Raw genomic sequence first — 26086 nt, forward strand, 5'->3', positions numbered from 1 at the left:
GGTTCCTCCCTGAGGGATGTGCGCTGAGGGATGTGCGCTGAGAGATTTGCGCTGAGAGATTTGCGCTGGGGCGCGGGGGTCTCCGGGCTAGTCGGGTCGACTCACTCGGGGGCGCTTGGGACGGGGATGTCCTCCCACTGGCCCACGTTGGCCACCACCGGCACCGTGACCTCCACGGTGGAGCCGTTGTCGAAACTCAAGACCAGGTCGACATTGTTGCCCAGCTCGAACTTGCCGAACGCCACGATCGGCTCGGCGGCCGCAGCCAGGTTGACCAGACCGTGCTTGGCGACCTCGACGTTGCCGACGTTGCGTACGGTGATGTCGCCGGCGCCGCCGCTTTCGATCGAGGTGAGCTTGATCGCGTCGTCCGTGCCGTTGTTGATGCTGGCGACGAAGGAGCCGCGGTCAGGTGTCGCCGCCACGATGGCAGCGTTGAGCACGCTGATCTCGCCGACCTCATTGGATCCGGCACCTGGTTGATATTCGCGGTTGGTGCCCATGTCGAACCCACAGGCGGTGAGGGCGGGGAACGCCAAGGCCGCGGCCGCGACGGCCGAGAGGAATGAGCGACGCGCATGCATGGCCACAGCGTAGCGGCCGAAGGCCGTCTCGGTGCGAAGAGGGCGATCTAGTGTCGGTTGACGCATAACCCTTTGCGATATGTCAACCCCCCATTGCGGCTCTGACCTGCGCAAACGATGTGGGGATGGACAGGGGCCCGTGTTAGACTGGTCACCTTAGGAAGGGAACTGAACATATGACTTTCACTGTCGGCGAAACGGTCGTCTACCCCAATCACGGGGCCGCAGTCATCGAGGACATCGAGATGCGGCAGATCAAGGGAGAGGACCGGCAATACCTCGTGTTGAGGATCGTCGCTCAGCAGGACCTGGTCGTACGAGTGCCAGCATGCAACTTGGACCTCGTCGGTGTCCGCGACGTGGTCGACAAGGAGGGCCTGGACCGGGTCTTCGACATCTTGCGTGCCCAGCAGGTGGAGGAGCCGACCAACTGGTCGCGTCGCTACAAGGCCAACCTCGAGAAGTTGCACTCCGGTGACGTCAACAAGGTCGCCGAGGTCGTACGCGACCTGTGGCGCCGTGAGCGCGACCGTGGCCTGTCCGCGGGTGAGAAGCGGATGCTGGCCAAGGCTCGCCAGATCCTGGTCTCCGAGCTCGCGCTCGCGGAGAAGACCAACGAGGACAAGGCAGAGGCCATGCTCGACGAGGTCCTCGCTTCCTGATCCACACTGCATTCGCACCGGGTCCCGTGAACCTCACGGGGCCCGGTATGCATTTATCGGCCGGTCGCACGCGATAGGTTCCGGCACGTGTCCGATCTGACTCCCGAGGCCCCGCCCGCCCTCGGGCTGGTGTGGGAACGCGACCGGGGGTCGCTGCCGTACGCCCTGATCCACGGCGAGCCGTTAGTCCGCTGCGCGGTATTGGCGTTGGAAGCCGCCGGGATCGAGCCGATCGACCCGGATGCGCCGTGGTCTGCCATCGCCGAGCGTGCGGCAGCCGTGGGTGACGCACTGGTGCTTCACGATGCGTTGTGCCCGATGACGCCACCGGACTTCCTGGCCGCGTGCGTGACCCGAGCGGTGCTGAACGACCGCGTGGTGGTGGCGTCTCGACCGGTCACCGACACCGTCAAGGAACTAGTGGTAGGCCAGGTGGGCCGCACCGTCGATCGAGACCGGCTGCGCGCGGTCGTGTCCCCGATGGTGTTGCCGCTGCGCGTCGTGGAGGCCTTCGACCGTACGCCGCCGACCGAGTTCATCGCCCTCTGCCGCGCACTGGTCGAGCGCGGCGAGCACCTGGAGTGGATCGAGGCGCCCCCCAGCGCACGCCGCGTGTCCTCAGCCGAGGACCTGCAACTGTTGGAAGCGCTCACGGCCGCGCCGAGGCCCTAGTACGCCTTCATGCCGGGCCGCTGCGCAGCAGATGTTCGACCGCGGCCACGTCCTCGGCGAACGTGACTTTGAGGTTGAGCGGCGTCGACGGGACGCCCATGAGGCGGACGTCGGGGGCGTACTGCGCAAGACAGGCGGCGGTGTCGGTGCCCTCGAAGCCGTCCTCGGCAGCCTTCAGGTAGGCGTCGAGCAGGGTGGTGGCGCGGAACGCTTGCGGCGTCTGCACCGTGACCAATTCGCCCGGTGCCTCGGCGCCGGTGTCGTCGACCAGCCCGCGTACGGAGACCGTGGGCAGGGCGCCGCCGTGCTCATGGGCAGCGGCCAGGGCGCTTTCGAACAGCGAGCGGGGCGCCAGCGGGCGAGCCCCGTCGTGGATCGCCACCGTCTCGATCAGGCCACGGTGAATGTCGTCTGCGAGCACGCGAAGGGCATTGGTCTCCGACGCGTGACGAGTGGCACCGCCGTGGACCAGGGTGATCTCCGCATCACCCAGGTGCGGCAACAGAGCCGTTGCCACCTCGTCGCGTTCGTCGGCGCGGGTGACGACCAGCACGCGAATAACCCCGGGGACCGTCAGCGCCGTGCGTACGCAGTGCGCCAGCAGCGGCATCTCGCCGACGGGCAGCAAGACCTTGTTGACCTCCGCCCCGACCCGGGTGCCTGACCCCGCGGCGAGGATGACGATCGCGACCGACATGGTCAGCGACTCACGAGCGCGGTGGCGATGGCGGCGATGCCTTCGCCGCGGCCGGTGAGGCCGAGCCCGTCGGTGGTGGTGGCACTGACCGAGACGGGCGCGCTCACGGCACTGCTCAATGCCACCTGTGCCTCCTCGCGTCGCGGCCCGATTTTCGGCCGATTGCCGATGACCTGCACCGACACGTTGCCGATCTCGAAGCCGGCAGCGCGTACGCGTCGGGCGGTCTCGGACAGCAGGGCGGCTCCCGAGGCACCGGCCCATTCGGGCTGGGCAGTGCCGAAGTTGGAGCCGAGATCGCCGAGGCCAGCGGCGGCGAGCAGCGCATCGCAGGCCGCATGCGCGGCGACGTCCGCATCCGAATGGCCCTCCAGGCCGTACTCCTCGTCAGGCCAGGCGAGTCCGGCCAGGTGTAGCGGGACACCCGGCACGAGTCGATGGACGTCGACACCCGTGCCGACACGGAAGTTGGGGGTGGAGTGCACGCTCGGATCATGCCGCACGCCGACCAGAGGCTGCGACAATCGCCTTCATGACTGCCGCGGCTGACTCCTCCGTGGAGCGCGTTCGCGAGAACGCGCAGGCTCCGCGTTGGCGTTGGCGGCTCGCCGGGCTGGTCGCGGGCCTTGCCGGCCTCGCCGCAAGTTATGCCGTGAGTCTGATGCTCACCGTGCGGCAGTCCCCGGTCGTGGCCGTGGACGAACTCCTGATCGCGATCACGCCCGGGGTCGTGGTCCGCTGGGCGCTGGACACCGTCGGCCCGGCGGACAAACCCCTGCTGGTGGGCGCCACGATCGCGATCTTGGTCGTGGTCTTCTGTCTTCTGGGCGACCAGGCACGCGACGGTCTGTGGCGCGCGGACACGGGCTACCTGATCCTCGCGGCGATCGGCCTGATCGCCGTCCTGACCCGTCCCGGTGCGAGCCGGTGGGACCTGGTCCCGCTGGCCGTCGGTCTGCTCGGTTGGGTGGTGGGATTGCGTTGGGTGACGTCGCCGCTGCAGGCGGCGTCGGCTCCCGCGACGCCGGGGCCTTCACGGCGTACGTTGCTGCTGGCCGTCGGCGCTGCCGTGGTGGCCGCAGGTGGGCGCTGGGCAGGGCGCGGTCGGCGTCGCGTCGAGAAGGTGCGCAGGCTGGTGCACCTGGGCGGCGTGACGTCACCGGAGGTCGACGCTGCCTACGTCACCGCCGCCGAGGGACTCGCCCCGTGGCAGACACCCGTACGGGACTTCTATGTCATCCACACCGCGATCGCGGTGCCCACGATCGACCCGTTCGAGTGGCGGCTGCGGATCCACGGGATGGTCGAGCGCGAACTCACCTTGACCTACGACGACCTGGCTCGCCGCGAGCTCACCGAGCAGTGGATGACGCTCAACTGCGTCTCCAACCAGGTCGGCGGGGGACTGATCGGCAACGCCTGGTGGTCGGGCGTACGCCTCACCGGCCTGCTAGCAGAGGCAGGGGCGCACACGGACGCGGACGCGGTGCTTCAGACCAGCCAGGACGGCTGGACCTGCGGCACCCCGCTGGCCGCGCTGCAGGACCAGCGTGGCGCCATGTTGGCGATGGCGATGAACGGAGAAGCGCTCACGTTGGAGCACGGTTTTCCGGTACGCACGATCGTGCCCGGACTCTTCGGCTATGTCTCGGCGTGCAAGTGGGTGGTCGACCTGGAGGTGACCAGGTTCGAGGACTTCACCGCGTTCTGGACTGCCAACGGGTGGTCCGAGCGGGGTCCGGTGAAGCTGGCCTCGAGAATCGACGTCCCGCGCTCCGGCGACTCGGTCTCGGCTGGCGCGGTGACCTTTGCGGGCGTCGCCTGGAACCAGGGGGTCGGTGTCTCCGGGGTCCAGATCGCCGTGGACGGTGGCGCCTGGCAGGACGCACGACTGGCCGAGGTGCCGTCGGTCAACACGTGGGTGCAGTGGCTGGCCGTCACCCAGGTGGCACCCGGCGACCATGTGGTGAAGGTGCGTGCTCGTGGCGCGGACGGGCAGTGGCAGACGAGTGTACGCCGCGATGTGCTACCGGATGGTGCGACGGGCTGGCATCAGGTCGAGTTCAGCGCCGAATGATCGGGTCCAGTGAATGGGCCCGAGTGATGGGCCCGAGTGATGGGCCCCAGTGATGGGCCCCAGTGAATGATTGGGGGGCAGCGGGCCCGGCTCCCTAGACTGCCCGGGTGACTCTCCGGCTCTATGACACCGCCAAGCGCGAAGTCCGTGACTTCGTGCCCCTCGTCGAGGGCAAGGCCGGTATCTACGTCTGCGGGCTGACCGTGCAGAGCGAACCGCATGTCGGGCACGTCAGGAGCGCGGTGAACTTCGACGTGCTGCGGCGTTGGTTGACCGCGAAGGGCTTCGAGGTCGACTTCATCCGCAACGTCACCGACATCGACGACAAGATCCTGGCGAAGTCGGCCGAACAGGGCATCCACTGGTACTCGCTGGCGCAGAACATGGCGCGCGAACTCGACAAGGCGCTGGCCGCGATCAACGTGTTGCCACCGACGTACGAGCCGGCGGCGACCGGGCATGTGCCCGAGATGATCGCCTTGATTGATCGCCTGATCGCGCTCGGGCACGCGTACGTCGCCGAGGACGGCTCGGGGGATGTCTACTTCGACGTGCGGTCGTGGCCGGCGTACGGCTCGCTGACCCGGCAGGGTGTCGACGACATGGAGCCCGCCGGGGACGCCGACCCGCGGGGCAAGCGCGATCCGCGCGACTTCGCGCTGTGGAAGGGGTACAAGGCGGACTCGGAGCCGGAGACTGCCGCTTGGCCCTCTCCGTACGGACCGGGGCGTCCTGGCTGGCACATCGAGTGCTCGGCGATGGCGGGCAAGTACCTCGGCGATGCCTTCGACATCCACGGCGGGGGCGTGGACCTGCGCTTCCCGCACCACGAGAACGAGTTGGCTCAGTCCGCAGCCTCCGGCCGCCCCTTCGCGACCTACTGGATGCACAACGCCTGGATCACCACTGCGGGCGAGAAGATGAGCAAGTCTCTGGGCAATTCGCTGCTGATCCCCGAGGTGCTCAAGCGCGTACGCGGGATCGAACTGCGTTTCTATATGGTCTCGTCGCACTATCGCTCCCACGTCGAGTTCTCGTACGAGTCCCTCGACGAGGCGGCCAAGGGCTTTCGTCGGGTGGAGGACTTCTTGGAGCGGGCCGGTGGTTTCGAGACGCCGACTGCGTCGGCTCCTCAACCACCGGTAGCACCGACCTCTCTCGAAACCAATCCCGGCCAACCGGTGGTTGAGGAGGGCGCAGCCCGTCTCGAAACCACGCTTCCCGCGGCGTTCGCTGCCGCGCTCGACGATGACCTCAACACCTCGGGCGCGACGGCGGTCCTCTTCGACACCGTGCGCGAAGGCAACCGCAAGCTCGCGGCGGGGGAGTCCGCCGCCGCCGAGGCGACGGCCGTACGCGCGATGCTCGCCGTGCTCGGTCTCGACCCGGCAGATCCGGCGTGGGGTGAGTCCCGTACGGACTCACTCGAACCCGTCGTCGACGCGCTGGTCCAGGCACTGCTCACCGACCGGGCGCAGGCACGTGCCGACAAGGACTGGGGACGCGCCGACGCGATCCGCGACCAACTCTCGGCCGCCGGCGTCACGATCGAGGACACCCCGTCCGGGCCGAAGTGGAGTGTGTGATGGCAGGCAATTCACAACGCAAGGGCGCGATCCGCAAGACCTCGAAGAAGCCAGCTGCGGGCTCGGGAGGTCGGGTCCGGCGCGGGTTGGAGGGCAAGGGTCCGACCCCGAAGGCGGTCGACCGGCCCTATCACAAGGCGCACAAGGCCAAGAAGAAGGCCGACGCGACCACCGCCCGACCCAAGCGTCGAGTCACCAAGACCTCGGATGCCGAGTGGATCGCCGGTCGCAACAGCGTGGTGGAGGCGCTGCGCGAGGGTGTCCCGGTCAACGCGCTGTATGTCGCTGAAGGCGCGGAGCGTGACGGCCGATTGCGTGAGGCGTTCAAGCTTGCCAATGAGCGCGGCGTGGCGCTGATGGAGGTGCCGCGCGGCGAACTCGACCGGATGACCGCGGGCGCGGTGCACCAGGGTCTGGCGGCGCGCATCCCGGCGTACGAGTATGCGCACGCCGACGATCTGCTCGACGCGGCGACCTCAGTGGGCGAGCGTCCGTTGATCGTCGCGCTCGACTCGGTGACGGATCCGCGCAACCTTGGTGCGGTGATCCGCAGCGCCTCGGGATTCGGTGCCCACGGCGTGCTGATCCCCGAACGTCGAGCCGCCTCCATGACTGCCTCGGCATGGAAGACCTCGGCTGGTGCGGCGGCCCGCATCCCGGTCGCCCAGACCGTCAATCTGACCCGACAACTCCGGGCCTATCAGGACGCCGGCTGCCAGGTCGTCGGTCTTGCGGCCGACGGTGACCTGACGTTGCCCGAACTGGTCGAGGACGCCGACCTCGCGCGTGGCCCGCTCGTCGTGGTCGTCGGCTCGGAGGGCGACGGACTCGGGCGCCTGGTGTCGCAGACCTGCGATCGACTCGTCTCGATCCCGATGGCCTCGACCTTGGAGTCGCTCAACGCAGGCGTGGCCGCCTCGGTCGCGCTGTACGCGATCAGCCAGGCCCGCGCCTGACGGCTACCAGTTCATCGCCAACGCGGTGCTGCCCACGGCCCTGCTCGCCCCGGAGACATTGAAGTCCGTACGCCCTGAACTTGCCGGGTCCAGTCCCGAACCGTTGGACAGGAAGGACTGAATAGTCCCGCCACTCCCGCTGGTCAGGTCACCCAGGACGACCAGATCGGTCCGGCCGTCCTGATTTGCGTCCACGCTGACGCTGGCGACGTGTTCCAGGCTTTGTGACGACACGGTGCCGAGGGGATAGGAGTCTTCGAACTCGCTCCCGTTGGAGATCAGGGCGTACGCGGTGGTGGAGCCCTCGTCGCGCAGCATCAGCATGTCCACGACTCCGTCGCCGTCGATGTCGGCGACCAGGGGGTGGGTCTTGGACCAGTCCCAGGTCTTGTTGGCCATCCATTCGCGGTTGGGCGCGAAGCCCGAGCCGTACGACTCGAAGATCCGCACATCGACACCACCGCGCCAGGGCTTGCCGAGTTCGGCCAGGTCCGCGATGCCGTCCCCGGTGAAGTCTCCGGCGACGATCTTCATGTTGGCCCAGGTCCATTTCGGCACCGACGCCCACGTGACGGGTGCGGCAAACGAAGAACCGGTCGACTCGAGCACATCGATCGCGATGCCTCCGGGGGTGGAACGTGCGACGGCGAGATCGGCCAGACCGTCACCGGTGAAATCGGCCGCGGTGATGTTGGAGTCCTGCTCGGCGTCGCCCTCCCAGTTCACCCAGGACCCGGGGGATTCGAACCGCGATCCGATGCCCGTCGAGACCTCGACGAGCCAGCCACCCTCGACGAACGACATCGAGGCCAGATCCATCAGGCCGTCGCCATCGAAGTCTTCGCGTACGACAGGCACTGACGGGTTGTCGGTGGATTGCTCCCACAGCACCTCCGGCGAGGCGTCGTCACCGGACAGCGTCACTGCCGCGACGCCGTCGGAGGTCTGGATGACGAAGTCGTCGTGGGCGTCGCCGTTGGCGTCTCGACCGCTCAGCACGCCGGCCGATCCCGCCGTGCCTGCGGTCATCGTGACGGTGGCTGTGGCCGTGAGGGTCTTGCGTGGCTTCTTGGGCTTGGTCGAGGCCGAGGAGGTCGGGGCAGTGGGCGTGGCGGTCGACTTCGTCACCGCCGCCTTCGGGGTCGACTCGTCGTCGCCGCCTCGGGTCAGCGCGAACACTCCGCCCGCCGCGGCGAGGACGGCGACGACCGATCCGACAGCCACCGGGACCACCCACTTGCGTGAGGTGTGGTTCGTCGTCGGCGTGGGCGGCAACGCGTACGCCGCGGTGTCGGGCACGCGCGCCACCGTCGGTTGCTCTCCTGGGTGTTGACCCGCGAGCGGGGCAGTCACCAGCGTGGTGTCACCTGCCCGCTCGACGATCTGACGCACCCGCAGCAGGTCGTCACGCGCCGCGATCGCGTCGGGGTAGCGCGCCTGCGGATCCTTGGCCATCAGGGTCCGGAGCACTCGGTTGAGTGCCACCGACGTACCGTCGGTCTCCCGCAGTTGGGGCACGGGACCACTGACATGCGCAAGCACCTGCTCGGTCGCGCTTCCCTCATAGGGCAGCGAACCGGTCAGGCAGTTCCACAACAGACAGCCGAGCGAATAGAGGTCGGAGGCGGGGGCGGCCTGCTCGCCTCGGCAGCGCTCAGGGGCCAAGTAGCCGAACGTACCCGCCACGACACCGGTCGCCGTCAATTGCGCATCCTGTCCAGCAGCGATGCCGAAGTCGCACAGGTAGGCGTGCAGGCCGTCGCCAGCTGGGCGCAGCAAGACGTTGCGCGGCTTCACGTCTCGGTGCAGCACCCCCACCTGGTGAGCCGCGGCGAGCGCCGAGGCCACCTGGGCAGCGACCGTGAGCGCGTCGAGCGGGGCCAGCGGGCCCTGCTGTTGGATCCGATCGCCCAGGTCTCCGCCGGAGACGTACTGGGCGGCGATGTAGAGGCAGTCATCGATGGCGCCGTGACTAAAGATCGCCACGATGTGGGGTGAGTCCACCCGGGCCAGTGAGGTCGCCTCACGCTCGAAGCGAGCCCGATACTCCGGCTGTTGACTCAGTTGTGGCGAGAGCACCTTGAGTGCCACTTGCCGACCCAACCCCACTTCGGTCGCCGCGAAGACCACCCCCATCGCGCCTTGGCCGAGCAGGCCGACGATGCGATAGGGCCCGAAGTCGTCACCGATCTGAGGAAAGCGGGTCATGCCAATCGTTGCCTTCTGGTCGTGGGGCGCTGCGGCACCGGTTTATCTGCCAGGTGGCCGCGTGTGGGTCCAGAATCTCCGATTGCCCACGGCCGCACGGTACCCGTACGGGTCCCCTCTTCCGGGGAGAACCCTGATCCCGGCTACGGTGACACGATGCCGATTCGCCTACGTACGCGCGCGGTGGCGAAGGCTGCGTTGGCCGTCGCCGTGTGGCTGGCGATGACGGTCGGCTGTGCCAGCCTGATCTTCACTCACAGCAGTCGAGAGGTCGTGCTGGCCAGTCACGATGCTGTCGTGCGGCCGACGTACGAACCGTGGATCGAGGTCCGCACCGGGCCGATCCTGCCCAACCTTCGCGCAGAGTCACAGGCGCCAATCGGCGCGCAGATCCAGTTGGGCAAGACGGATGCGGGTTCGATCGACGAGTTGATGCAGCGCTATGCGGTGATCGGTGCGCACCCGCAGGCGCAGATCGAGAAGGTACGCGGAGCGCTGTCGCAGATGGCGGTCAGTGCGGTGCTGCGCGGTGGCGTGGTGGCGGGGCTGCCGTTGCTCGTGTGGGTGCTGGTCGGACGCACCCGACGTCGGGACCTGGTGGGCCGACTGCGGTCCCCGGCGGTCACGGCGGGGACCCTGGCGGTGGTGGCGGTGGCCGTCGTGCTCATCGAGCCTTGGGATGTCACCGACCCGACCTCGGAGTCCGAGCGCCGTTGGGTGAGTCTCGAAGAATTCGCGGGCGTCGAGGTCGCGCTGCCGGGCGATCTGCCGCCCGTGCAGATCAGCGGTGACATCACCACCAGGCAGACCAGACGACTGATCCAGAGCGCCCTGGACACCTATGACCGCTCCAAGCACTTCTATGCCGAGGTGGTCGCGCGGGTCGGTGAGATCGAGGTACGCGTACCGGAGCCCGGCGACACCGTCGTTGCGCTGGTCTCCGACCGTCACGACAACGTGGGCATGGATCCGGTGGCACGTGCGATCGCCGACCGCGGGGGAGCCTCGGCGGTCTTCAACGCCGGCGACGACACCTCGTCCGGCAAGAGTTGGGAGGCGTTCAGCCTCGACTCGGTCACGGAGGAGTTCGAGGATTTCGACCGCTGGGCCGTGACCGGAAACCACGACAACGGCGATTTCGTGGGGCCGTACCTGTTGGATCTCGGCTGGACCCGGCTGTCCGGCGAGGTCGTCGACGGACCCGGCGGCACGACGCTGCTTGGCGTGGACGACCCACGCCGCTCCGGGTTGGGGAATTGGCGCGACGAGGGGCCTCGTACGTTCACCGAGATCGGTCGCGAACTCGCCGACACGGCGTGTGCAGCGGACGAACGGGTCACTACGTTGCTGGTCCACGACACCAACCTCGGCCGTGAGGCGTTGCGGCGTGGCTGCGTCGACCTGGTGGTGGGTGGGCACCTGCATGTACGCACGGGCCCCGACGCGACGGTTGGCGTGAACGGCGAGACGGGCTATACGTACATCAACGGCACCACTGGCGGTGCTGCGTACACGATTGCGGTCGGAAGCAAGCCGCGGCGGATGGCCGAGGTCTCCCTGATCACCTACCGCGACGGCCGTCCCCTGGGAGTGCAGGCCGTGGTCATCCAGACCAACGGCAGGGTGTCAGTTACCGATTTCGTTCCAATGGGAGCACCCTGACCTCCCCAGATCGAGGGAGATTTTCGGTATCTCCGTCGGATGTCCCCGCCCTGGGTTAACGTGCGATTCGTCGGTTTTGCCCAGGGAGTGCCGCAGGCGAGGGAGTTGTTTCGGATGAGTCGTGTGGGGATCAGGCGAACGCTGCTGGGGACCGTCTTGGCGGTGGTGATCGCGTTGTTGACAATGCCGACGGCGTCCGCAGCGCCGACCATGGAAGTGGAGCCGAACGACAACATCTTCCAGGTGTCTGCGACCGCGAACACCGAAGGGCTCATGGGGGTGTTGGGGAGCTGACGGAGACCTGGACTACTTCTGGCTTGGTTTGCGACCCCAGCGTCAGATTCGTATGACGGCTGCGGTCGCCGGGTGCGCTGATCCTTACAACTCGCTACGGATCTATGTCCGCGAACCCACTGACTCAACTGCCTATTCCTTGGCTTACCTGAATCCAGATAACGGTTCTTCTTCGACGACGACCCTGACGACTCCTGGTGTTGTCGGTGGACCGACGCAGTACTTCCTGGTATCCGTTGCGGAATACTGGAAAGACGAAGGGCTCAACTGTCGCTACTCGCTCAAAGTGACGAATACGGCCGGTGGCGCCACCGATGCCATCGATCCGACCCCACCAGCCATGGCACCCGTGGTGAATCTGACCGAGCCCAACGATCTGGAGTCGCAGGCGAACGGCCCGCTGACTGGCGACGTCGACTTCGCGGGAGCCATCGAGACCTCGAACGATGCCGACTACGTCTACTTCCAGGTCAAGGCCAACATGGCGGCCAACGTCAGACTGAGCGTTGCTGCGGGGCAGGCCGATGCCGATTCCTTGAACTACAACTATCTCAGCGACCTGTCGGCTTCCGCCGGGTATTACGACCTCGAGTCGACCAAGGTGAGCAGTTCCGACCAGACCTTCAAGTTGAAGATCACCGGCACCGTCGGGACGACCTACCGGATCATGGTCTCGCCCGCCTCGTCGCTTGGCACCACTCCTGTCGCACCGCCGCCACCTCCGCCGCCCCCGGCGAAGAAGCTCAAGATCACGCTCAAAGCAAACAAGTATCTCGTCAGTCGTGGTGGCTTCGTCACCTTGAAGGGTCGAGTCAACCGCAGTCGCGGCAAGGTCAAGATCTATCAAAAACTCACGCGCCGTGGCTCGCGGTGGGTCGTTGAGGCGAGCAAGTGCATTTCGCCGACCGGTCGTTTCCGGCACCGCGAGGACGTGCGGTCGGGTTCGCGTCGCTACATCGCCTGCTACAAGGGCAAGTGCAGCAAGACGATCCTGGTGCGGATGCGCTGATCAGGATGCACGAGTTCGACCCGAGCGCAGCCTCCCAGCAGGTGCCGGGTTCCGAAGCGGCAGGTTCGTCGAAACGACTCGTCGCAGTCGCCTTCGCGGCCGGTCTGTCGCTGGTGTTGTTGTTGGCCCTGGGCGGCTTCTTCGGATTCCGCTATTGGAAAGCCAAGCCGATCAAGGATGACTTCGTGGCGGCTCAGAAGGCGTTCGCCCCGGTGGTGGAGTCGATGGAGTCGGCAACATCGATCGCGGACGTGGCAACTGCCGCGGACGGCGCCGAAATCCGAGTTGGAAGGTCTGAGCGAGTCAGCGGCTGAAGCGCACTCGAAGTTCGCGGTGGCCAGCGCATCGGTTCTGGCCGCCGAGTCCGCACTTGTCGACGCACTGACGACGTTGTCGGGTGTGTCGGGAGCTGACTTTTCCGGGTGGCCTGGCGTGAACGACAGCCTGCAGTCGGCTATCTCCGAGCTCGACGAGGCGAAGACCCACATGGCAGCAGTCGACACCGAGGCCGGGGGGTTGGTCCCTGACGTCGCCGGCGTCCTCGACTCGCTCACCGCTCTCGTGGGCGGGGAAGTCGCAGTCGGGGCCAACGGTGCTTTGACGACGGCACTCGAGAGACTGCAGTCAGCCGGACGCACCGCCGAAGTCCGAGAGACGGCGAGCGCGGCGCAGTCTCAGCACAGTGCGATCGAATCCGTGCTGGGGGACTTCTCCGGAGCAGAAGCCGAAACGCTGCGCAACTTCTCCGGCGCCTTCGCCGCCATCGGAGCCCTCAGCGGATTGAATGCCAGTCACCTGGACTCGTGGGAGGCCGTGCGGGCGCAACTGAATGTTTCGCTCGCGAAGATCTCCGGGATCAGCGGGGCCGCGGCGCTGGAGAATGTCGCGGGGATCGTCGACCGCGGCGTTGAGGCGATGGCCAAGTGGGAGGACGATAATCGGGTCGCGATCGAGCAACGCGACTCCGACCGGGAAATGCTGAGTTACTACCGCGACGAGATGGATCGACTGCTCAAGCGCTACAGCGCGCTGAGGGAGAACCTCGGCGACTGGTTCGATGCCGTGGAAGACCCCAACGCGGCCATTACCGAAAGCGATGCCTACACCAAGCTCAGCGACGCCGGCCAGCAGCGCGGTGAGGTACGCGACGCGATGAACGTGCTGTCCGTGCCACGAGAGATGCAGGAGAGTCACTCCCGTCTGGTGACGATGATCGACGACGGGATCGAGGCGGTCAGCGAGGCGTACGACGGGTTGGTCGATGCGGACAGTTGCTACACGACCTGCTTCTATCGCGACACGTCCGGCTGGAAGTTCTTCCATGCGGAGTCCGAACGCATCACCAAGGAGTATGCCGAAGCGCTCACCGCCTGGAATGACGCGGTGACCGCGAGCCAGCGTGAGATCGAAGGCAGGAAGCTCCCGGCGAAGCCGGTCGTGTGATCCGTCAGTCGTCGATCTCCGGTCCGGCCTCTCCTGCTGGGCTGGTGATGGCCTCGTCGGGCTTTTGCAGCAGCACGGTCTTGATGTAGTCGCGGGCGGTGTCGAATATCGACACCTCCTCGCCCGCCCGCTCGGACAGATACCACCGGTGCACCAGGATCTCGTGGAAGATCTCGGCGCCGTCCAACTTGCCGCGGGCGTCGGGCGGCACCAACTCCATGATCGGCTCGAAGATCTCGTGCAGCCACCGGCCGGCGACGAGTTCGCGAGGCTCGCGCCCGAGATTCTTGTGCGTGGTGTAGGCCGCCAGGTCATTGAGCAGTCGCCGAGCCTGGTTGTCCTCGACGGTGAGCCCCGTGAGCCCTTGCAGTTCGCGGGCGTGATGTCCGGCTTCGACGACCTTCGGGCGGATCACGATCCGGTCGCCGTCGAAGTCGGTCTCAACGTCCAGTTCGTCCACGTCGAAGCCGAGCTCGTTGAGTCGCTCCACCCGCTCCTCGATGCGCCAGAGCTCGCCTGCGGGGTACTCCTCGACCCGGGTCAGCTCGGCCCAGAGCGCGGCGTACCTCTCTTCCAGGGTCTCCACGATCGTCAGCGCGCGCTCCTCGACGTCGATCGCGCCACTGGCATGCAGATCGAGCAGTTCGGCGAAGATGTTCTCGCAGCCGACGGTCACGTCATAGTGCCGCATCTGGTCGCTGAGGTGATCGCGTAGTTCACCGGTTTCGGCGTCCACCAGGTAGGCCGAGAACTCCCCGGCGGCACGCCGAAACAGCACGTTCGACAGCGAGACGTCGCCCCAGTAGAAACCCGCCAGATGCAGGCGTACGAGCAACACGACGATGGCGTCGATCAGGCTGGGAAGGTTCTCGGCCGTCATCCCGTGGGCGAACAGGCTGCGATAGGGCAGTGAGAACCGCAGGTGCTCGGTGATCAAGATGGCCGGTAGGGGCTCCCCTTCGGCATCCGTGCGTCCTGTCACGACGCCCTGGGCGAGCACCGAAGGCAGTGGGATCCGCTGCAGGTCGCGCAGGAGGCGGTACTCCCGCATCGCCATCTCTTCGGTGGTCTCCTTCAAGGCGTACGTCTGCCCGTCCAAGCTGATGATCCGCACAATGTGGCGAGACAGGCCGCGAGGCAGCGGCACGACGTACTCGTCCGACCACTCGTCCAGAGGATTGGTCCAAGGCAGCGTGACGAATCCCGGATCCATTCGGTTGGCGATGAAGCGCAAGGCCATGAGGCGCAGCGTACTGACGCTGGTTACGATGAACGCGCGCTTCGAGCGCATCGCCGCGTTAGCTCAGTGGTAGAGCTCCCGCCTTGTAAGCGGACGGTCGTCAGTTCAATCCTGACACGCGGCTCACGCGGCGTGTGCCCTAGCGGACCTGGGTGACGTCGAACTCGTTGGCCGGGTTCGCGATGGCCTCTTGTGACTGGACGAGTCGAAGTTCGCGCTCACCCGAGTCGAGGGTCGCCGTCAAGACCGCGAAGACCGAAGAGGCGGTACGCCCGAGGGCCTCCGCGGCCGACCCGGTCTCGTGCAAGTGGGCGGTGAACAGCGCAGCCGTGATGTCTCCGGAGCCGTTGGCCTTCATCGGCAGGCGCGGCGTGCTGACCAGCCACGAGCCCTCGGCGGTCACGGCGATCATCTCGATCGTGTCCTCGGCAGCGCCCTCGCGCAGGACCGACGTGACCAGGACGGTGGAAGGGCCGAGCGCGCGAACGGCGTCCACCCCTTCCAGGATCTGCGCGAGCGAGGACGCCTGCGACAGTTCGGGGCGGTCGGTGATGAACCCGAGTTCGAACTGGTTGGGTGTCACGATGTCGGCCACCGGGATCACGGTGTCGCGGTACTCCGGCGGGATCTCGGGATTGACGAAGCATCCGCTCGTGGCGTTGCCCATGACCGGGTCGCAGGTGTAGGTCGCGTTCGGGTTGGCGGCCTTGACCCGCGCCACCGCGTCGACGATCACGTCGGAGATCGCGGGGGAGCCCTGGTAGCCCGACAGCACGGCGTCGATCCGGCCGAATTGTTCGCGCTCCTCGATCCCCGTGATCACGGCCGCCACGTCGGCCGGGTCGATCAGCGGCCCGCGCCACGCGCCGTACCCGGTGTGGTTGGAGAAGTTCACGGTCAGGACCGGCCACACCTCGTGCCCGAGGCGCTGCAACGGGAAGACGGCTGCGGAGTTCCCGACATGGCCGTAGGCGACATGGGACTGGATGGACAGGATGCGCACACCCTGATCCTCCCACCTTCCCGGTTCCAGGGTCGCACTGCTTCTCGGGAACATCTTCCGAGAAAAAGTAGAACACGTTACAGTTTCGGCGTGAATGCGCAGAAGGAAGCCGAGTACGTCGTTGTCGGAGCCGGAAGCGCGGGCGCGCCCGTCGCTCGACGGTTGGCCGATGCCGGTCATCAAGTCGTGCTCCTGGAGGCTGGGGGCTCGGCCAAGAGCATCATGTTCAAGAAGCCCGGCATGATCGCGGTCGTTCACAGCGATCCCAAGCTCAAGTCCCGCTTTGACTGGGGCTACTACCACGCGCCGCAAAAGCACATGCTCGACCGCAAGATCCCCGCCACCCGCGGCAAACTGCTCGGTGGCTCCTCCAGCGTCAACGGGATGATCTTCGTACGCGGCGACCGTCGCAACTTCGACTCCTGGGAGGCCGAGGGCAACGCCGGCTGGGGTTATGACGACGTCCTCAAGACCTACAAGAAGCTCGAGTCGTGGGAGTCCGGCGCCAGCGACTATCGCGGTGGTTCTGGACCCGTGTCGGTGATCGAGAACCACGACGTGTGCGACGCGGCCCGCCAGTTCGCCGAGGCGGGCAAGTCGGCCATCGGCTTGGACGTGAACCCCGACTACAACGGGGAGCGCCAGGAGGGCATGCACATCATCCAGGAGTCGACTCGCGACGGCGTGCGCTACTCGACCGCCCAGGCGTACCTCACCGACGCCCCCGCCAACCTGACGATCGTCACCGGCGCCACGGCTGCTCGCATCGTCATCGAAGGTGGCCGCGCGGTGGGCGTCGAGGTGATCGAGAACGGTCAGCGACGGGTCATCAAGGCGTCTCGCGAAGTGGTGCTCTCCGCAGGCGCGTACGGCTCCCCGCACCTGCTGATGCTCTCCGGAGTCGGCAACGCCCAGCATCTGCGCGACCACGGCATCGACGTCGTCGCGGACCTACCGGTCGGCGACAACTACCACGACCACCTGTTCGTACCGATGACCTATGCGATGGACAACGTGCCGCATAAGGGCAACCCGATCTACTTCGCGAGGCAGTTGGCTCGTGAGATGGCGCCCAAGCGATTCGGAGGTGGCAACACCTTCATGGCTCACAGCGTCTTCGAGGCCGGTGGCTTCACACGTACGTCACTCGCCGCGCCCGACGCCCCGGCGGACATGCAGTTCCTGGCCCTCCCGTGGGCCTATCCAGCGCCCAACCAGGACAAGCCGATCCGCTACAAGCCCGACCAGCGCCCGGCCCTGTCGGTCTTCTCGACGCTGGTCCAGCCGCGCTCGCGCGGGACCGTACGTCTCGCCTCAGCCGACCCGACGGACGCGCCGATCCTGGACCCGGGCTATTTGTCCGAGTCCGCTGATCTCGACGTGCTGATCGAGGGGCTGGAGATGATCCGCGAGATCATGGCGCAGCCGTCGATCGCGCGGCACGTGAAGCTCGAGATCGAATTCGGCCCATCGTTCAAGGGGCAGGCACTGCGCGACGAAGTGCTCAATCGCGCCACGACCGTCTACCACCCGGTGGGCTCGTGTCGGATGGGTGTCGATGACCTCGCCGTGGTCGACCCGCAGTTGCGCGTACGAGGTGTCGAGGGCCTGCGCGTGGCAGATGCCTCCATCATGCCGACGATCATCAGCGGCAACACCAACGCGCCATCGATCATGATCGGCGAAAAGTGCGCCGAGCTCATCCTGGAGGGCTGACCTGTGACGACTCTGACCCGACCCGCGTCCTTGACCGATGCCTTCTTGCAGTCGCTCGTTGCGCGGGTGCCGTCGACAGCGGGCGGCACCTGGAAACTGACCGAGGTCTACACCGGTGACCTTCTGGTGGAGTTGCCGCAGTCGACTCCCGAGGACATCTCGGCGGCGTACGCCCGGGCGCGCGAGGCGCAGGCCGAATGGTCGCAGTGGTCGGTCGCGAAACGGCTGAAGGTCTTCAAGAAGGCGCATTCGCTCTTCGTCGACAACGCCCACATCACCGCGGACCTGATCCAGGCCGAGTCGGGCAAGAACCGCCGGATGGCGATCGAGGAGACGTGCGACCCCGTCATGGTGATGTCGCACTACCTCAAGCGCGCTGCGTCTTTGCTGCGCCCGGTCAAGCGTGGCGGCCCGGTGCCGGTGATCACGACTTCGACCGAGATCCGCCAGCCCAAGGGCATCATCGGGATCATTGCGCCGTGGAACTTCCCGTTCGCGTGCGGGATCTCCGATGCGATTCCGGCCCTCATGGCGGGCAACGGCATCGTGTTGAAGCCGGACAACAAGACGGCCTTGTCCCCCCTCTATGGGGTGTCATTGCTGGAGCAGGCGGGGCTTCCTCGCGGGCTGTTCCAGGTCGTGTGCGGTGAGGGTCCTGACGTCGGACCGACGCTGATCGACAACGCGAACTTCGTGATGTTCACCGGATCCACCGCGACCGGGCGCTTCGTCGGTGCCCGAGCCGGACACAACCTGATCGGCTGCACCCTCGAACTCGGGGGCAAGAACCCGATGATCGTGCTGCCGGACGCGAACCTCGATGAGGCCGTGGAGGGTGCGCTCTTCGGAGTCTTCGGAAACACCGGGCAGATCTGCATGCACATCGAGCGGATCTATCTCCCGGACTCGTTGTACGCGGCATTCCGGGACAAGTTCGTGGCGCGCGCCTCGGCGCTGAAGGTGGGGGCGTCGTACGACTTCGACATGGAGGTCGGCTCGCTGATCTCTCCGGATCATCGCGATCGTGTGGCCGCGCACGTGGACGATGCGGTTGCTCGTGGAGCGAGTGTGTTGTGCGGGGGCCGCTCGCGCCCCGACCTGGGCCCTGCCTTCTTCGAGCCCACGATCCTCGAAGGCGTCACTCAGGACATGCTCGCGGGCTCGTGCGAGACCTTCGGTCCGGTCGTGGCGTTGCATCGCTATAACTCGGTAGACCAGGCCGTCGACTTGGCCAACGACACCGACTACGGCCTGAACGCCTCCGTATGGGGCACCGACCTTGCCGCGGCCGAACGCGTCGCACGACGGATCCATTCGGGCAACGTCAACGTCAACGACTCGCTCGCCACCGCGTACGCCTCCAAGGGCACCCCCTCCGGCGGCGTCAAGCAATCCGGAGTCGGAGCCCGGCACGGTGACCAGGGACTGTTGAAGTACACCGACTGCCAGCAGATCGGCGTGCTCAAGAAGGCCGGCGCGATGGGCGCCCGCCCCGGGGTCGAGTACGCCGACCACGTCAAGCAGATGCTGCAGGGCTTGAAGGTGATGCGGAAGTTGGGCATCCGCTGAGTAGACGGGAAGTGCGACTCTCGGAGGTGGAGAAACGACGTCCGCACCTTCCAAGATTTCGACTCGCAGATCTCGACCCGCGTCTGACTGCTTGGCTCTGACCTCGGCGATTCCACTGGCCATCTGCTGAGGTTGCCTGTTGATAACGCCGCGCGAGTGTCGGTAGGCACAGGTTGAATCGCTCGCCTCGGGAAAGAGGTCAGGCGATGAGCACATTCATCAATGAGTTGTGGTGGGACGGACAGCGGCGTCGCCGCAAGCACGCAGCACAGGCGCGAGGTGACACGCCGTCCCACGTCGTCCTCACGCCGGACGATCTGCCGGGCATGGTCAGACGCGTGCGCAGACTGCTGTCGGTGTCGCAGCGAGAGTTGGCGCTGTTGCTCGGGGTCTCTCAGTCTGCGGTCGCCAAATGGGAGACCGGGCGCAACGTGATCGCCGGCGAGAGACTTGTCGATCTGCTCCACATGGCCGGACTCGTCCTCGTGCCGCAGACCGAATCCGGCGCCCCGGCACCGCCGATGTCCTTTGATGCGGAGCGTGACCGCGCCTGGCGGCGCTTCCCGGCCTACGCGGACGTCATTGCGCACCGCACCTGGGACATGGAGGATCCGTGCGCTTCAACCAACATGAACAAAGAGTTGCGTTGGGGGGTTCCGCGGCCCGAGTTCAGTCGTGTGCGTCCGCCGCCCGGCGACCCGTGGCGTGCCAGCGACCACCAGCCGACGAGAGCAGAGTTGGCCGCAGAACTGTCGCCACGGCTGCAGGAACGCTATGAGATCGGCCGAGCCTACCGAGCCAAGATGCTCCCCATCTGGGCCCGGACCGGCGAACTGGAATGGCTGGTCGCCAATCAAGTCCGCTGGCGCTAGGCGGCGCGGGACAGGGCGCTCTTCCGAGGCTCCGCTTTGAGTCCGGAGAAGACTCAAAGCGGAGCCCAGCGAAACCAGGCCGCCGCAAGGCGTCCCGGCCGCCAGGGGAGTCTGGCGGGAGGCCCTCTCGCTCAGGCAACCTGGAGGGACCGCTTCGACAAGCCCATCCAGAATCCGTCGATCACCTGGATGCCAGCCGCCTCGGGGTTCTCGGCTGCGCCGAGAGTGACGAACAGCGGGGTGTAGTGCTCGACGGTCGGGTGGGCGTAGGGCATTCCGGGCGCCTGGGCTGCGTAGTCGGCCAGTGTCGAGACGTCGCCGCGGGCCATCGCCTCGCCGGCCCAGGCATCGAATTCGGCCGACCAACCAGGCACGGCCGCGTCGATCTTCCATTCTGTGAGGAAGGGAAGGCCGTGGGTCAGGAAGCCGGACCCGATGATGAGCACGCCTTCGTCGCGCAGAGGGCGCAGCATCTCGCCGATCGCGAGCAGGGCGGTCGGGTCCTGGGTCGGGAGTGACATCTGCACGACGGGGATCGAGGCATCGGGATACATGATCTTCAACGGCACCCAAGCGCCGTGGTCCAGACCGCGCGTTGGGTGCTGGTGCACGCCGCCGGGCAGGCCGGAGAGCATCTTTGTGAGGCGGGTTGCCAGTGCGGTCGAGTCGGGGGTCTCGTAGGTCATCTGGTAGTAGCGAGGCGCGAAGCCGCCGAAGTCATAGACCAGCGGCGCCTCGGAAGCGCTGAGCATCACCGGCGCGGCTTCCCAGTGCGCCGACACGATCAGGATCGCCGAGGGTCTCGGCAGGTTTGATGCCCACGCCGCGAGCTGGCCGGACCAGACGGGGTCGTCGAGCAGGGGCGGTGCCCCGTGGCCGATGTAGAGCGCCGGCATCCGGTCGGAGGTGGCCGGGCCGTTGGCAAGGGGATCGGACATCGTCATACTCCAATTAATGGTTGAAGTTTCAATTCTATTCCTCAACGAGGGCGGCTGACGCGTCGCCGGGCGGAAGCGTCCAGTCGACCGGCTGGCCACCCTGCTCGACCAGGAGCCGATTCACTCGGGAGAAGGGTCGCGAGCCGAAGAAGCCGCGCGACGCGGACAGGGGGGAGGGGTGAGCCGACTCGACCCACGGGATCGGACCCAGCATGGGCTTGAGGGATTGCGCGTCACGGCCCCACAGGATCGCTGCGCAGGGACCGCCGCGGGCGGCGAGCGCGGCGATGGCGCAAGCCGTCACGTCTTCCCAGCCTTGACCGCGGTGCGAGCCGGAATCCCCCGGACGCACGGTGAGCACTCGGTTGAGCATCATCACGCCAGCATCCGACCAGGCGCTCAGGTCCCCGTGTCGCGGCGGTGTGACACCGAGGTCATCGCGCAACTCGACATAGATGTTGAGCAGCGATCGCGGCAGCGGCCACACGTCCGGAGCCACTGCGAACGAAAGTCCGATCGGGTGCGACGGGTTGGGGTAAGGGTCCTGGCCGACGATCAAGACGCGTACTTCGGCCAGCGGACGCCGGAACGCACGGAAGACGGCATCGCCCGCGGGCAGGTAGCCGCGACCAGCAGCGGACTCCGTTCGCAAGAAGTCGCCGAGCATCGCGATCCGCTCGTCGACCGGAGCGAGCACTTGCGCCCAGTCGGGCGCCATCAGGCCTCGCTCGACCAATCGCGCGAGCGAACTCATAGCAGCCCCGAAGCCGGGCGGGAGAGCCGGTCCAGGAAGGCCTTCAGCAGGGCCTCGCGCATCGCCGGGGCTGCCACGTCGAGCAGTGCGTTGACGTCCGCCATCGCCTCCGGCAATGCCAGGTCAGCTCCGCCCGCTGTCACCAACCCGGAGGCGGAAAGCAAGCCGTCGAAGTCTGCGTCGCTCAGTGCGACGGGGTCCAACGCCTCGATGAAGGCCACCACGTCTGCGTCCACCTGAACCGGTCCGGCGTTCTGGGCCGTCGAGACCGAGTCGGCCAAGGCCGACAAGAAGTCGTCCACGTGAGCCAGTGTGGCTGCGCTGACCGATAGATGGAGGTTCGCAGGTGTGGTGAGGGTGGCGGAGTGGGCGTACGTCATTTGTGGCTGGACATACCAACCCCGCAACTTCATCTCGTCGCAGATCGTGAACGGGTCGCACGAGGCATCGGTCGTCACCGCGAGCAGTGTCGAGTCGGGTCTGGCGAGGAGCGACAGGCCGGGCTGGGCCGCGATGCCGGCGACCAACTGATCCACGGCTGCGAAGACATCGCGCGCCACGGCGAGGTAGCCCTCGTCGCCGAGGTGGCGTACGACCGCCCACGCCCCGGCCACCGGACCTCCCGAACGAGTCGACTGCATCGTCGAGTTGAGCATCGTGTAGCCCGGCCACTGCGCCGAGGAGAAGAACTGCGGGGCCCGCAGGGCAGCCTCACGATGCAGCAGCAGAGAGGTGCCCTTCGGGGCGTACGCGTACTTGTGAGTGTCGACCGACATCGAAGTGACCCCCTCTACCGCGAAGGTCCAAGGGGGCACGGACCGCCCGAGCCGGGTTGCGTACGGCAGCACCCACCCCCCGATGCAGGCGTCCACGTGACACCGCACCCCGGCGCGGGCGGCGGTAGCAGCCAGGGCCGGGATCGGGTCGACGACACCGTGGGCGTACGACGGAGCGGATCCGACCACCAGCACGGTCCGTGGTCCGACTGCTGCGGCCATCGCTGACGCGTCGGCTCGGAAGTCCGTGCCGACCGGCACGATCACCGGGCGGACGCCGAAGTAGTGGGCGGCCTTGTGGAACGCAGCGTGTGCGGTGTCCGGCAGCACCATCTCGGGTGACTCGATAGTCGGATACGCGTCGCGAGCAGTCTGGACGGCCAGTAGAACCGACTCCGTTCCACCCGACGTCACGGACCCGACCACCGTCGAAGGCGCGTCGAGGAGTCGGGCGGCGAAACCGACCAGGTCGTTCTCCATCGCGAGCAACGACGGGAACGCCGTCGGATCCAGTCCGTTGGATCCGGCGTAGAGGGCGACCGCCTCGCGGCCGAGGAGATCGACTTCGTCGAGGCCGGAGTCATAGACGTACGCCAGGGTGCGCCCACCCTGTACCGGCAGATCCTGACCTTGCAGTGCGCGCAAGGCGTCCAGAGCCGAGGTCATCGAAGTCCCCCTTGTGCGACCGTCGCCGCATCGAGTCGATAGCGACGCAGCCAGAGCAGCGACCCGACCGTCAGCACCGCCGGAAGCAACGAGAAGCCCAACACGATCGCCCGCTGTGCCGCCTCGCTCTGGTCGATCGCAGCACCGGTCGTGGATTCGTACCCACCCAGCGCCAAGACGAGCGCGAAGACGAACGGCCCCAACGCCAGCCCGAACGTCTCGGCCGCGGTCCACACGCCGGTATAGACGCCCACGCGGTTGCTCCCCGTGCGCGCCGCATCGACCGCGGCCGCGTCGGGAAGCATCGACAGCGGGAAGACCTGGCACCCGGCATAGCCGACGCCCACGATCGCGGTGGCGGCGAAGACCAGCGGCGCCGATCCGGAGACGGCGGTCAGTGCGGCCAGCGCGCCCACGGCCAAGATCAGCGAGGAGATGACGTAGCCCTGCCTCTTGCCGATGCGTTCGCCGACCCGCGCCCACAGTGGCGTCAGCAACAGTGCGGGACCGACGAAGCAGACGAACAGGATCGTCGAGGCGCCCTTGCTGTCCAGCACGTCGGTCGCCAGATAGTCGACCCCCGCGAGCATGCACCCGGTGGCCAGCGCCTGGATCACGTACGTCGTCAGCAGCCAACGGAAGTCCTCAGCCCGCGCGACGATCCGCAGTTGGTCGCGCAGCGTGCCCGGTCCGGGTTCGACTGTGCCCACCGGGGCGCGTCGCGTGCCGACGTACGCCAAGATGACGCCGAGCAGGATCAGCAGCGACATCGCGACGCCCATCACGCGATAGCCGTCTCGACCGCCGACGGCGTTGCGGATCATCGGAGCCGTGGCCCCGGCGATCATGATCGTCAGCGCCAGAAACGCGACGCGCCACGACATCAGGCGGGTGCGTTCGTGGTACGAGCCGGTGATCTCGGCCGGCATCGCGACGAACGGCACCTGAAAGAACGCGTACGCCGTGGCGGCCAGCAAGAAGAACAGCAGCACCCACGAGGCCTCGAAGACCTTCGACCCCATCTCCGGGGCCGCGAAGATCAACGCGAAGGCGCCAGCCAGCATGATGCCCGCGCGCAGCAGCCACGGCCGACGCGGGCCGCGCGGATCTACGGTCTGATCGGAGATGCGCCCGGCGATGGGATTGAGGATGACGTCCCAGGCCTTGGGCAAGAACACGATCAGCCCCGCGAGCGCGGCGGCGATCCCCAGGGAGTCGGTGAGGTACGGCAGCAGCATCAGGCCCGGCACCGTGCCGAAGGCACCGGTCGCCACCGAGCCGGAGGCGTAGCCCGCCCTGATCCCAGTGCCCAGCCTCGACTGCTGAGACGACGGGTCGGGCTCACTCATGTCCGGACCCTAGGACAACCTCGGCGTCAGCGGGAGAGGGCGCGTGAAAGAACCGTAGCGTCGTGTCGGATTCGCGCCGATCGACTGCGCCGATGCGGCCGTTCGCTTGCGAGGGGAGGACTTCCCGGCGGTCTTCTTCCCGGCGGTCTTCTTTGCAGCGGGCTTCTTTGTCGGCGCCTTCTTCGTGGGCCGAGCAGTCTTCTTCGGCGGTCCAGCGAAGTCGCGACCACTCCACTCGTCGAGCCACTCGTCGAGCGTCACCCAGGTCGTCGTACGCGCCCCGCGCCCGGTCAGCATGCCCAGGTGGCCACCCGGCACCACCTCGAACCGTACGTCCGCAGATCCCGTCAGCAGCGGCACGACGGCCTTCACGGAGGCGAGTGGTGCGATGCCGTCGTGGGCTCCGCCGAAGACCAGCACGGGGACCTTGACCCGGGCCAGCGAGATCGTCCGATCGCCGAGGTCGAAGGAACCGCCCGCGAGGGCGTTCTTCTTCACGAACCGGTGATAGACCTGCCCGAAACTGCGACCCGGATAGGCGAGCATGTTGTCGGTGAAGCGCTCGACCGCCTCGATCTGAGCCAGGAACTCTCGATCGTCGAGATTCTGCAGTTTGGCGAGCGGCTTCATCACCACCTTGTGGATCGACGCAGTCTGGAAGGCCACCCGTACCAAGGGTTTGGGGATCCCGCCGAGAAGTCGGTACGCAGCCGTCAGCGCGCCACGGCCGTCGGTGAGGTTGAGCAGCGGCCGGACTGGCGCCATCATCGGCACCTTCGTGACATCGAACGGCGACCCCACCAGGCTGACTGACGCGATCGGCAGGCTCGGGTCATCGGCTGCGGTGAGCATCGAGAAGATGCCGCCCAGCGACCAGCCGACCACGTGCACGGGTCGTCCGCCCGCATGCGCGGAGGCCGTACGGATGGCGTTCGGCACCACCTCGTCGATCCAGTGCTCCATGCCCAGCGACCGGTTGCGGAAGGCGACCTCGCCATATTCCACGAGGTAGGTCGGACGGCCACCCTGCACCAGGTGTTCGACCAGGGAGCAGCCGCGGCGCAGGTCGAAGCAGAGCGACGGGGCGGCCAGCGGCGTCACCAGCAGGACCGGATCGCCGTGGCTCTCCACCTCCGCGAGCGGGCGGTAGTGGTAGGCCTCCCAGAGGTCGCCGTCCTCGATCAGGGTCCGCGGCATCGGACGCAGATCGGCGAGTCCGCCGTACAGGAGCGTGTGTGCGATGTTGCCGGCGGCAGCGACGACCTGATCGGGCTTGGGGATCAGATCCATGTCAGCAATCTATCCGGGGTTCGGTGCCACCCCGAGGGGTGGCCTTCCCGTGCCCGCCGAAGC

At 67.0% G+C, this 26086-nt stretch carries 24 protein-coding genes and 1 tRNA gene; 14 read left to right on the plus strand and 11 right to left on the minus strand.

Annotated elements, in window-relative coordinates; genetic code table 11:
• Positions 1-101 precede the first annotated feature (101 nt).
• Positions 102-584: a hypothetical protein gene (locus tag V9G04_13705; protein MEI2714308.1), complete on the minus strand. Its 483-nt coding sequence runs from the start codon at positions 582-584 to the stop codon at positions 102-104.
• A 176-nt stretch (positions 585-760) separates the two neighbouring features.
• Between V9G04_13705 and V9G04_13710 the strand changes: the two genes are divergently transcribed.
• Complete coding sequence (locus V9G04_13710; protein MEI2714309.1) at positions 761-1246, plus strand: CarD family transcriptional regulator; 486 nt, start codon at positions 761-763, stop codon at positions 1244-1246.
• A gap of 87 nt (positions 1247-1333) precedes the next feature.
• Positions 1334-1918 carry a 2-C-methyl-D-erythritol 4-phosphate cytidylyltransferase gene (locus V9G04_13715; GenBank protein MEI2714310.1) on the plus strand — a complete coding sequence of 195 codons (585 nt, stop codon included), beginning with the start codon at positions 1334-1336 and terminating at the stop codon, positions 1916-1918.
• A 7-nt stretch (positions 1919-1925) separates the two neighbouring features.
• Here the strand turns inward: V9G04_13715 and V9G04_13720 are convergent, their stop codons facing one another.
• Together V9G04_13720 and ispF are read right to left on the minus strand one after the other, a co-directional pair.
• Positions 1926-2615, minus strand: coding sequence for a 2-C-methyl-D-erythritol 4-phosphate cytidylyltransferase (locus tag V9G04_13720; GenBank protein ID MEI2714311.1), 690 nt, complete (start codon positions 2613-2615; stop codon positions 1926-1928).
• Positions 2616-2617: 2 nt separating this feature from the next.
• Positions 2618-3100: a 2-C-methyl-D-erythritol 2,4-cyclodiphosphate synthase gene (ispF, locus tag V9G04_13725; GenBank protein MEI2714312.1), complete on the minus strand. Its 483-nt coding sequence runs from the start codon at positions 3098-3100 to the stop codon at positions 2618-2620.
• A 47-nt stretch (positions 3101-3147) separates the two neighbouring features.
• Between ispF and V9G04_13730 the strand changes: the two genes are divergently transcribed.
• The 3 genes from V9G04_13730 to rlmB all read left to right on the plus strand — a co-directional run bounded on the left by V9G04_13730 (position 3148) and on the right by rlmB (position 7234).
• On the plus strand, positions 3148-4692 hold the full coding sequence (locus V9G04_13730) for a molybdopterin-dependent oxidoreductase (protein MEI2714313.1): 1545 nt from the start codon (positions 3148-3150) through the stop codon (positions 4690-4692).
• 107 nt (positions 4693-4799) lie between these two features.
• The gene (cysS, locus tag V9G04_13735) at positions 4800-6278 is read left to right on the plus strand and encodes a cysteine--tRNA ligase (GenBank protein MEI2714314.1); all 1479 of its coding nucleotides are present in this window, start codon (positions 4800-4802) and stop codon (positions 6276-6278) included.
• Positions 6278-7234, plus strand: coding sequence for a 23S rRNA (guanosine(2251)-2'-O)-methyltransferase RlmB (gene rlmB / locus V9G04_13740; GenBank protein MEI2714315.1), 957 nt, complete (start codon positions 6278-6280; stop codon positions 7232-7234). Before cysS ends, rlmB begins: the two co-directional genes overlap by 1 nt.
• A gap of 3 nt (positions 7235-7237) precedes the next feature.
• Here the strand turns inward: rlmB and V9G04_13745 are convergent, their stop codons facing one another.
• Positions 7238-9442 carry a protein kinase gene (locus V9G04_13745; GenBank protein ID MEI2714316.1) on the minus strand — a complete coding sequence of 735 codons (2205 nt, stop codon included), beginning with the start codon at positions 9440-9442 and terminating at the stop codon, positions 7238-7240.
• 156 nt (positions 9443-9598) lie between these two features.
• Between V9G04_13745 and V9G04_13750 the strand changes: the two genes are divergently transcribed.
• The 5 genes from V9G04_13750 to V9G04_13770 all read left to right on the plus strand — a co-directional run bounded on the left by V9G04_13750 (position 9599) and on the right by V9G04_13770 (position 13850).
• Positions 9599-11104, plus strand: coding sequence for a metallophosphoesterase family protein (locus V9G04_13750; protein ID MEI2714317.1), 1506 nt, complete (start codon positions 9599-9601; stop codon positions 11102-11104).
• Positions 11105-11227: 123 nt separating this feature from the next.
• On the plus strand, positions 11228-11398 hold the full coding sequence (locus V9G04_13755) for a hypothetical protein (protein MEI2714318.1): 171 nt from the start codon (positions 11228-11230) through the stop codon (positions 11396-11398).
• Between the two features lie 52 nt (positions 11399-11450).
• Positions 11451-12407 (plus strand): hypothetical protein, encoded by a 957-nt coding sequence (locus V9G04_13760; protein MEI2714319.1) that lies wholly within the window; start codon positions 11451-11453, stop codon positions 12405-12407.
• Between the two features lie 5 nt (positions 12408-12412).
• On the plus strand, positions 12413-12721 hold the full coding sequence (locus V9G04_13765) for a hypothetical protein (protein MEI2714320.1): 309 nt from the start codon (positions 12413-12415) through the stop codon (positions 12719-12721).
• A 118-nt stretch (positions 12722-12839) separates the two neighbouring features.
• Positions 12840-13850 (plus strand): hypothetical protein, encoded by a 1011-nt coding sequence (locus V9G04_13770; GenBank protein MEI2714321.1) that lies wholly within the window; start codon positions 12840-12842, stop codon positions 13848-13850.
• Positions 13851-13854: 4 nt separating this feature from the next.
• Here the strand turns inward: V9G04_13770 and V9G04_13775 are convergent, their stop codons facing one another.
• Entirely contained in the window at positions 13855-15090 is a 1236-nt protein-coding gene (locus tag V9G04_13775; GenBank protein MEI2714322.1) for a DUF4032 domain-containing protein, read from the minus strand.
• Between the two features lie 52 nt (positions 15091-15142).
• Here V9G04_13775 and V9G04_13780 point away from each other — a divergent pair.
• A tRNA-Thr gene (locus V9G04_13780) sits at positions 15143-15214 on the plus strand.
• A gap of 15 nt (positions 15215-15229) precedes the next feature.
• Here V9G04_13780 and pdxY read toward each other — a convergent pair.
• Positions 15230-16093 (minus strand): pyridoxal kinase PdxY, encoded by an 864-nt coding sequence (gene pdxY, locus V9G04_13785; GenBank protein ID MEI2714323.1) that lies wholly within the window; start codon positions 16091-16093, stop codon positions 15230-15232.
• A gap of 90 nt (positions 16094-16183) precedes the next feature.
• On the opposite strand from pdxY, the gene V9G04_13790 reads away from it, so the two are divergent.
• The 3 genes from V9G04_13790 (at position 16184) to V9G04_13800 (ending at position 20250) form a co-directional block, all read left to right on the plus strand.
• Positions 16184-17809 carry a GMC family oxidoreductase N-terminal domain-containing protein gene (locus V9G04_13790; GenBank protein ID MEI2714324.1) on the plus strand — a complete coding sequence of 542 codons (1626 nt, stop codon included), beginning with the start codon at positions 16184-16186 and terminating at the stop codon, positions 17807-17809.
• Positions 17810-17812: 3 nt separating this feature from the next.
• Positions 17813-19378 (plus strand): succinic semialdehyde dehydrogenase, encoded by a 1566-nt coding sequence (locus V9G04_13795; protein MEI2714325.1) that lies wholly within the window; start codon positions 17813-17815, stop codon positions 19376-19378.
• 206 nt (positions 19379-19584) lie between these two features.
• The gene (locus tag V9G04_13800; GenBank protein MEI2714326.1) at positions 19585-20250 is read left to right on the plus strand and encodes a helix-turn-helix transcriptional regulator; all 666 of its coding nucleotides are present in this window, start codon (positions 19585-19587) and stop codon (positions 20248-20250) included.
• A 131-nt stretch (positions 20251-20381) separates the two neighbouring features.
• Here the strand turns inward: V9G04_13800 and V9G04_13805 are convergent, their stop codons facing one another.
• From V9G04_13805 to V9G04_13825, 5 genes are read right to left on the minus strand one after another with little or no spacing between them, the layout of a single operon-like run.
• On the minus strand, positions 20382-21188 hold the full coding sequence (locus tag V9G04_13805; GenBank protein MEI2714327.1) for a class III extradiol ring-cleavage dioxygenase: 807 nt from the start codon (positions 21186-21188) through the stop codon (positions 20382-20384).
• Between the two features lie 34 nt (positions 21189-21222).
• Positions 21223-21942 (minus strand): uracil-DNA glycosylase, encoded by a 720-nt coding sequence (locus V9G04_13810; GenBank protein ID MEI2714328.1) that lies wholly within the window; start codon positions 21940-21942, stop codon positions 21223-21225.
• The gene (locus tag V9G04_13815) at positions 21939-23384 is read right to left on the minus strand and encodes an aminotransferase class V-fold PLP-dependent enzyme (GenBank protein ID MEI2714329.1); all 1446 of its coding nucleotides are present in this window, start codon (positions 23382-23384) and stop codon (positions 21939-21941) included. The genes V9G04_13810 and V9G04_13815 overlap by 4 nt, the downstream gene beginning before the upstream one ends.
• The gene (locus V9G04_13820; protein MEI2714330.1) at positions 23381-24733 is read right to left on the minus strand and encodes an MFS transporter; all 1353 of its coding nucleotides are present in this window, start codon (positions 24731-24733) and stop codon (positions 23381-23383) included. The genes V9G04_13815 and V9G04_13820 overlap by 4 nt, the downstream gene beginning before the upstream one ends.
• 9 nt (positions 24734-24742) lie before the next feature.
• Positions 24743-26023, minus strand: coding sequence for an alpha/beta fold hydrolase (locus V9G04_13825; protein ID MEI2714331.1), 1281 nt, complete (start codon positions 26021-26023; stop codon positions 24743-24745).
• Between the last annotated feature and the right edge of the window lie 63 nt (positions 26024-26086).

The sequence above is a fragment of the Nocardioides sp. genome (assembly GCA_037045645.1).
Lineage (GTDB): Bacteria > Actinomycetota > Actinomycetes > Propionibacteriales > Nocardioidaceae > Nocardioides.

Coding starts and splice junctions, on each gene's coding strand:
- V9G04_13805 (MEI2714327.1), bottom strand. CDS start 21,188: ATGTCCGATCCCCTTGCCAACGGCCCGGCCACCTCCGACCGGATGCCG.
- V9G04_13720 (MEI2714311.1), bottom strand. CDS start 2,615: ATGTCGGTCGCGATCGTCATCCTCGCCGCGGGGTCAGGCACCCGGGTC.
- V9G04_13730 (MEI2714313.1), top strand. CDS start 3,148: ATGACTGCCGCGGCTGACTCCTCCGTGGAGCGCGTTCGCGAGAACGCG.
- V9G04_13800 (MEI2714326.1), top strand. CDS start 19,585: ATGAGCACATTCATCAATGAGTTGTGGTGGGACGGACAGCGGCGTCGC.
- V9G04_13710 (MEI2714309.1), top strand. CDS start 761: ATGACTTTCACTGTCGGCGAAACGGTCGTCTACCCCAATCACGGGGCC.
- V9G04_13810 (MEI2714328.1), bottom strand. CDS start 21,942: ATGAGTTCGCTCGCGCGATTGGTCGAGCGAGGCCTGATGGCGCCCGAC.
- V9G04_13750 (MEI2714317.1), top strand. CDS start 9,599: ATGCCGATTCGCCTACGTACGCGCGCGGTGGCGAAGGCTGCGTTGGCC.
- rlmB (MEI2714315.1), top strand. CDS start 6,278: ATGGCAGGCAATTCACAACGCAAGGGCGCGATCCGCAAGACCTCGAAG.
- V9G04_13825 (MEI2714331.1), bottom strand. CDS start 26,023: ATGGATCTGATCCCCAAGCCCGATCAGGTCGTCGCTGCCGCCGGCAAC.
- V9G04_13775 (MEI2714322.1), bottom strand. CDS start 15,090: ATGGCCTTGCGCTTCATCGCCAACCGAATGGATCCGGGATTCGTCACG.
- V9G04_13760 (MEI2714319.1), top strand. CDS start 11,451: ATGACGGCTGCGGTCGCCGGGTGCGCTGATCCTTACAACTCGCTACGG.
- V9G04_13820 (MEI2714330.1), bottom strand. CDS start 24,733: ATGAGTGAGCCCGACCCGTCGTCTCAGCAGTCGAGGCTGGGCACTGGG.
- V9G04_13765 (MEI2714320.1), top strand. CDS start 12,413: ATGCACGAGTTCGACCCGAGCGCAGCCTCCCAGCAGGTGCCGGGTTCC.
- V9G04_13815 (MEI2714329.1), bottom strand. CDS start 23,384: ATGACCTCGGCTCTGGACGCCTTGCGCGCACTGCAAGGTCAGGATCTG.
- V9G04_13705 (MEI2714308.1), bottom strand. CDS start 584: ATGCATGCGCGTCGCTCATTCCTCTCGGCCGTCGCGGCCGCGGCCTTG.
- V9G04_13745 (MEI2714316.1), bottom strand. CDS start 9,442: ATGACCCGCTTTCCTCAGATCGGTGACGACTTCGGGCCCTATCGCATC.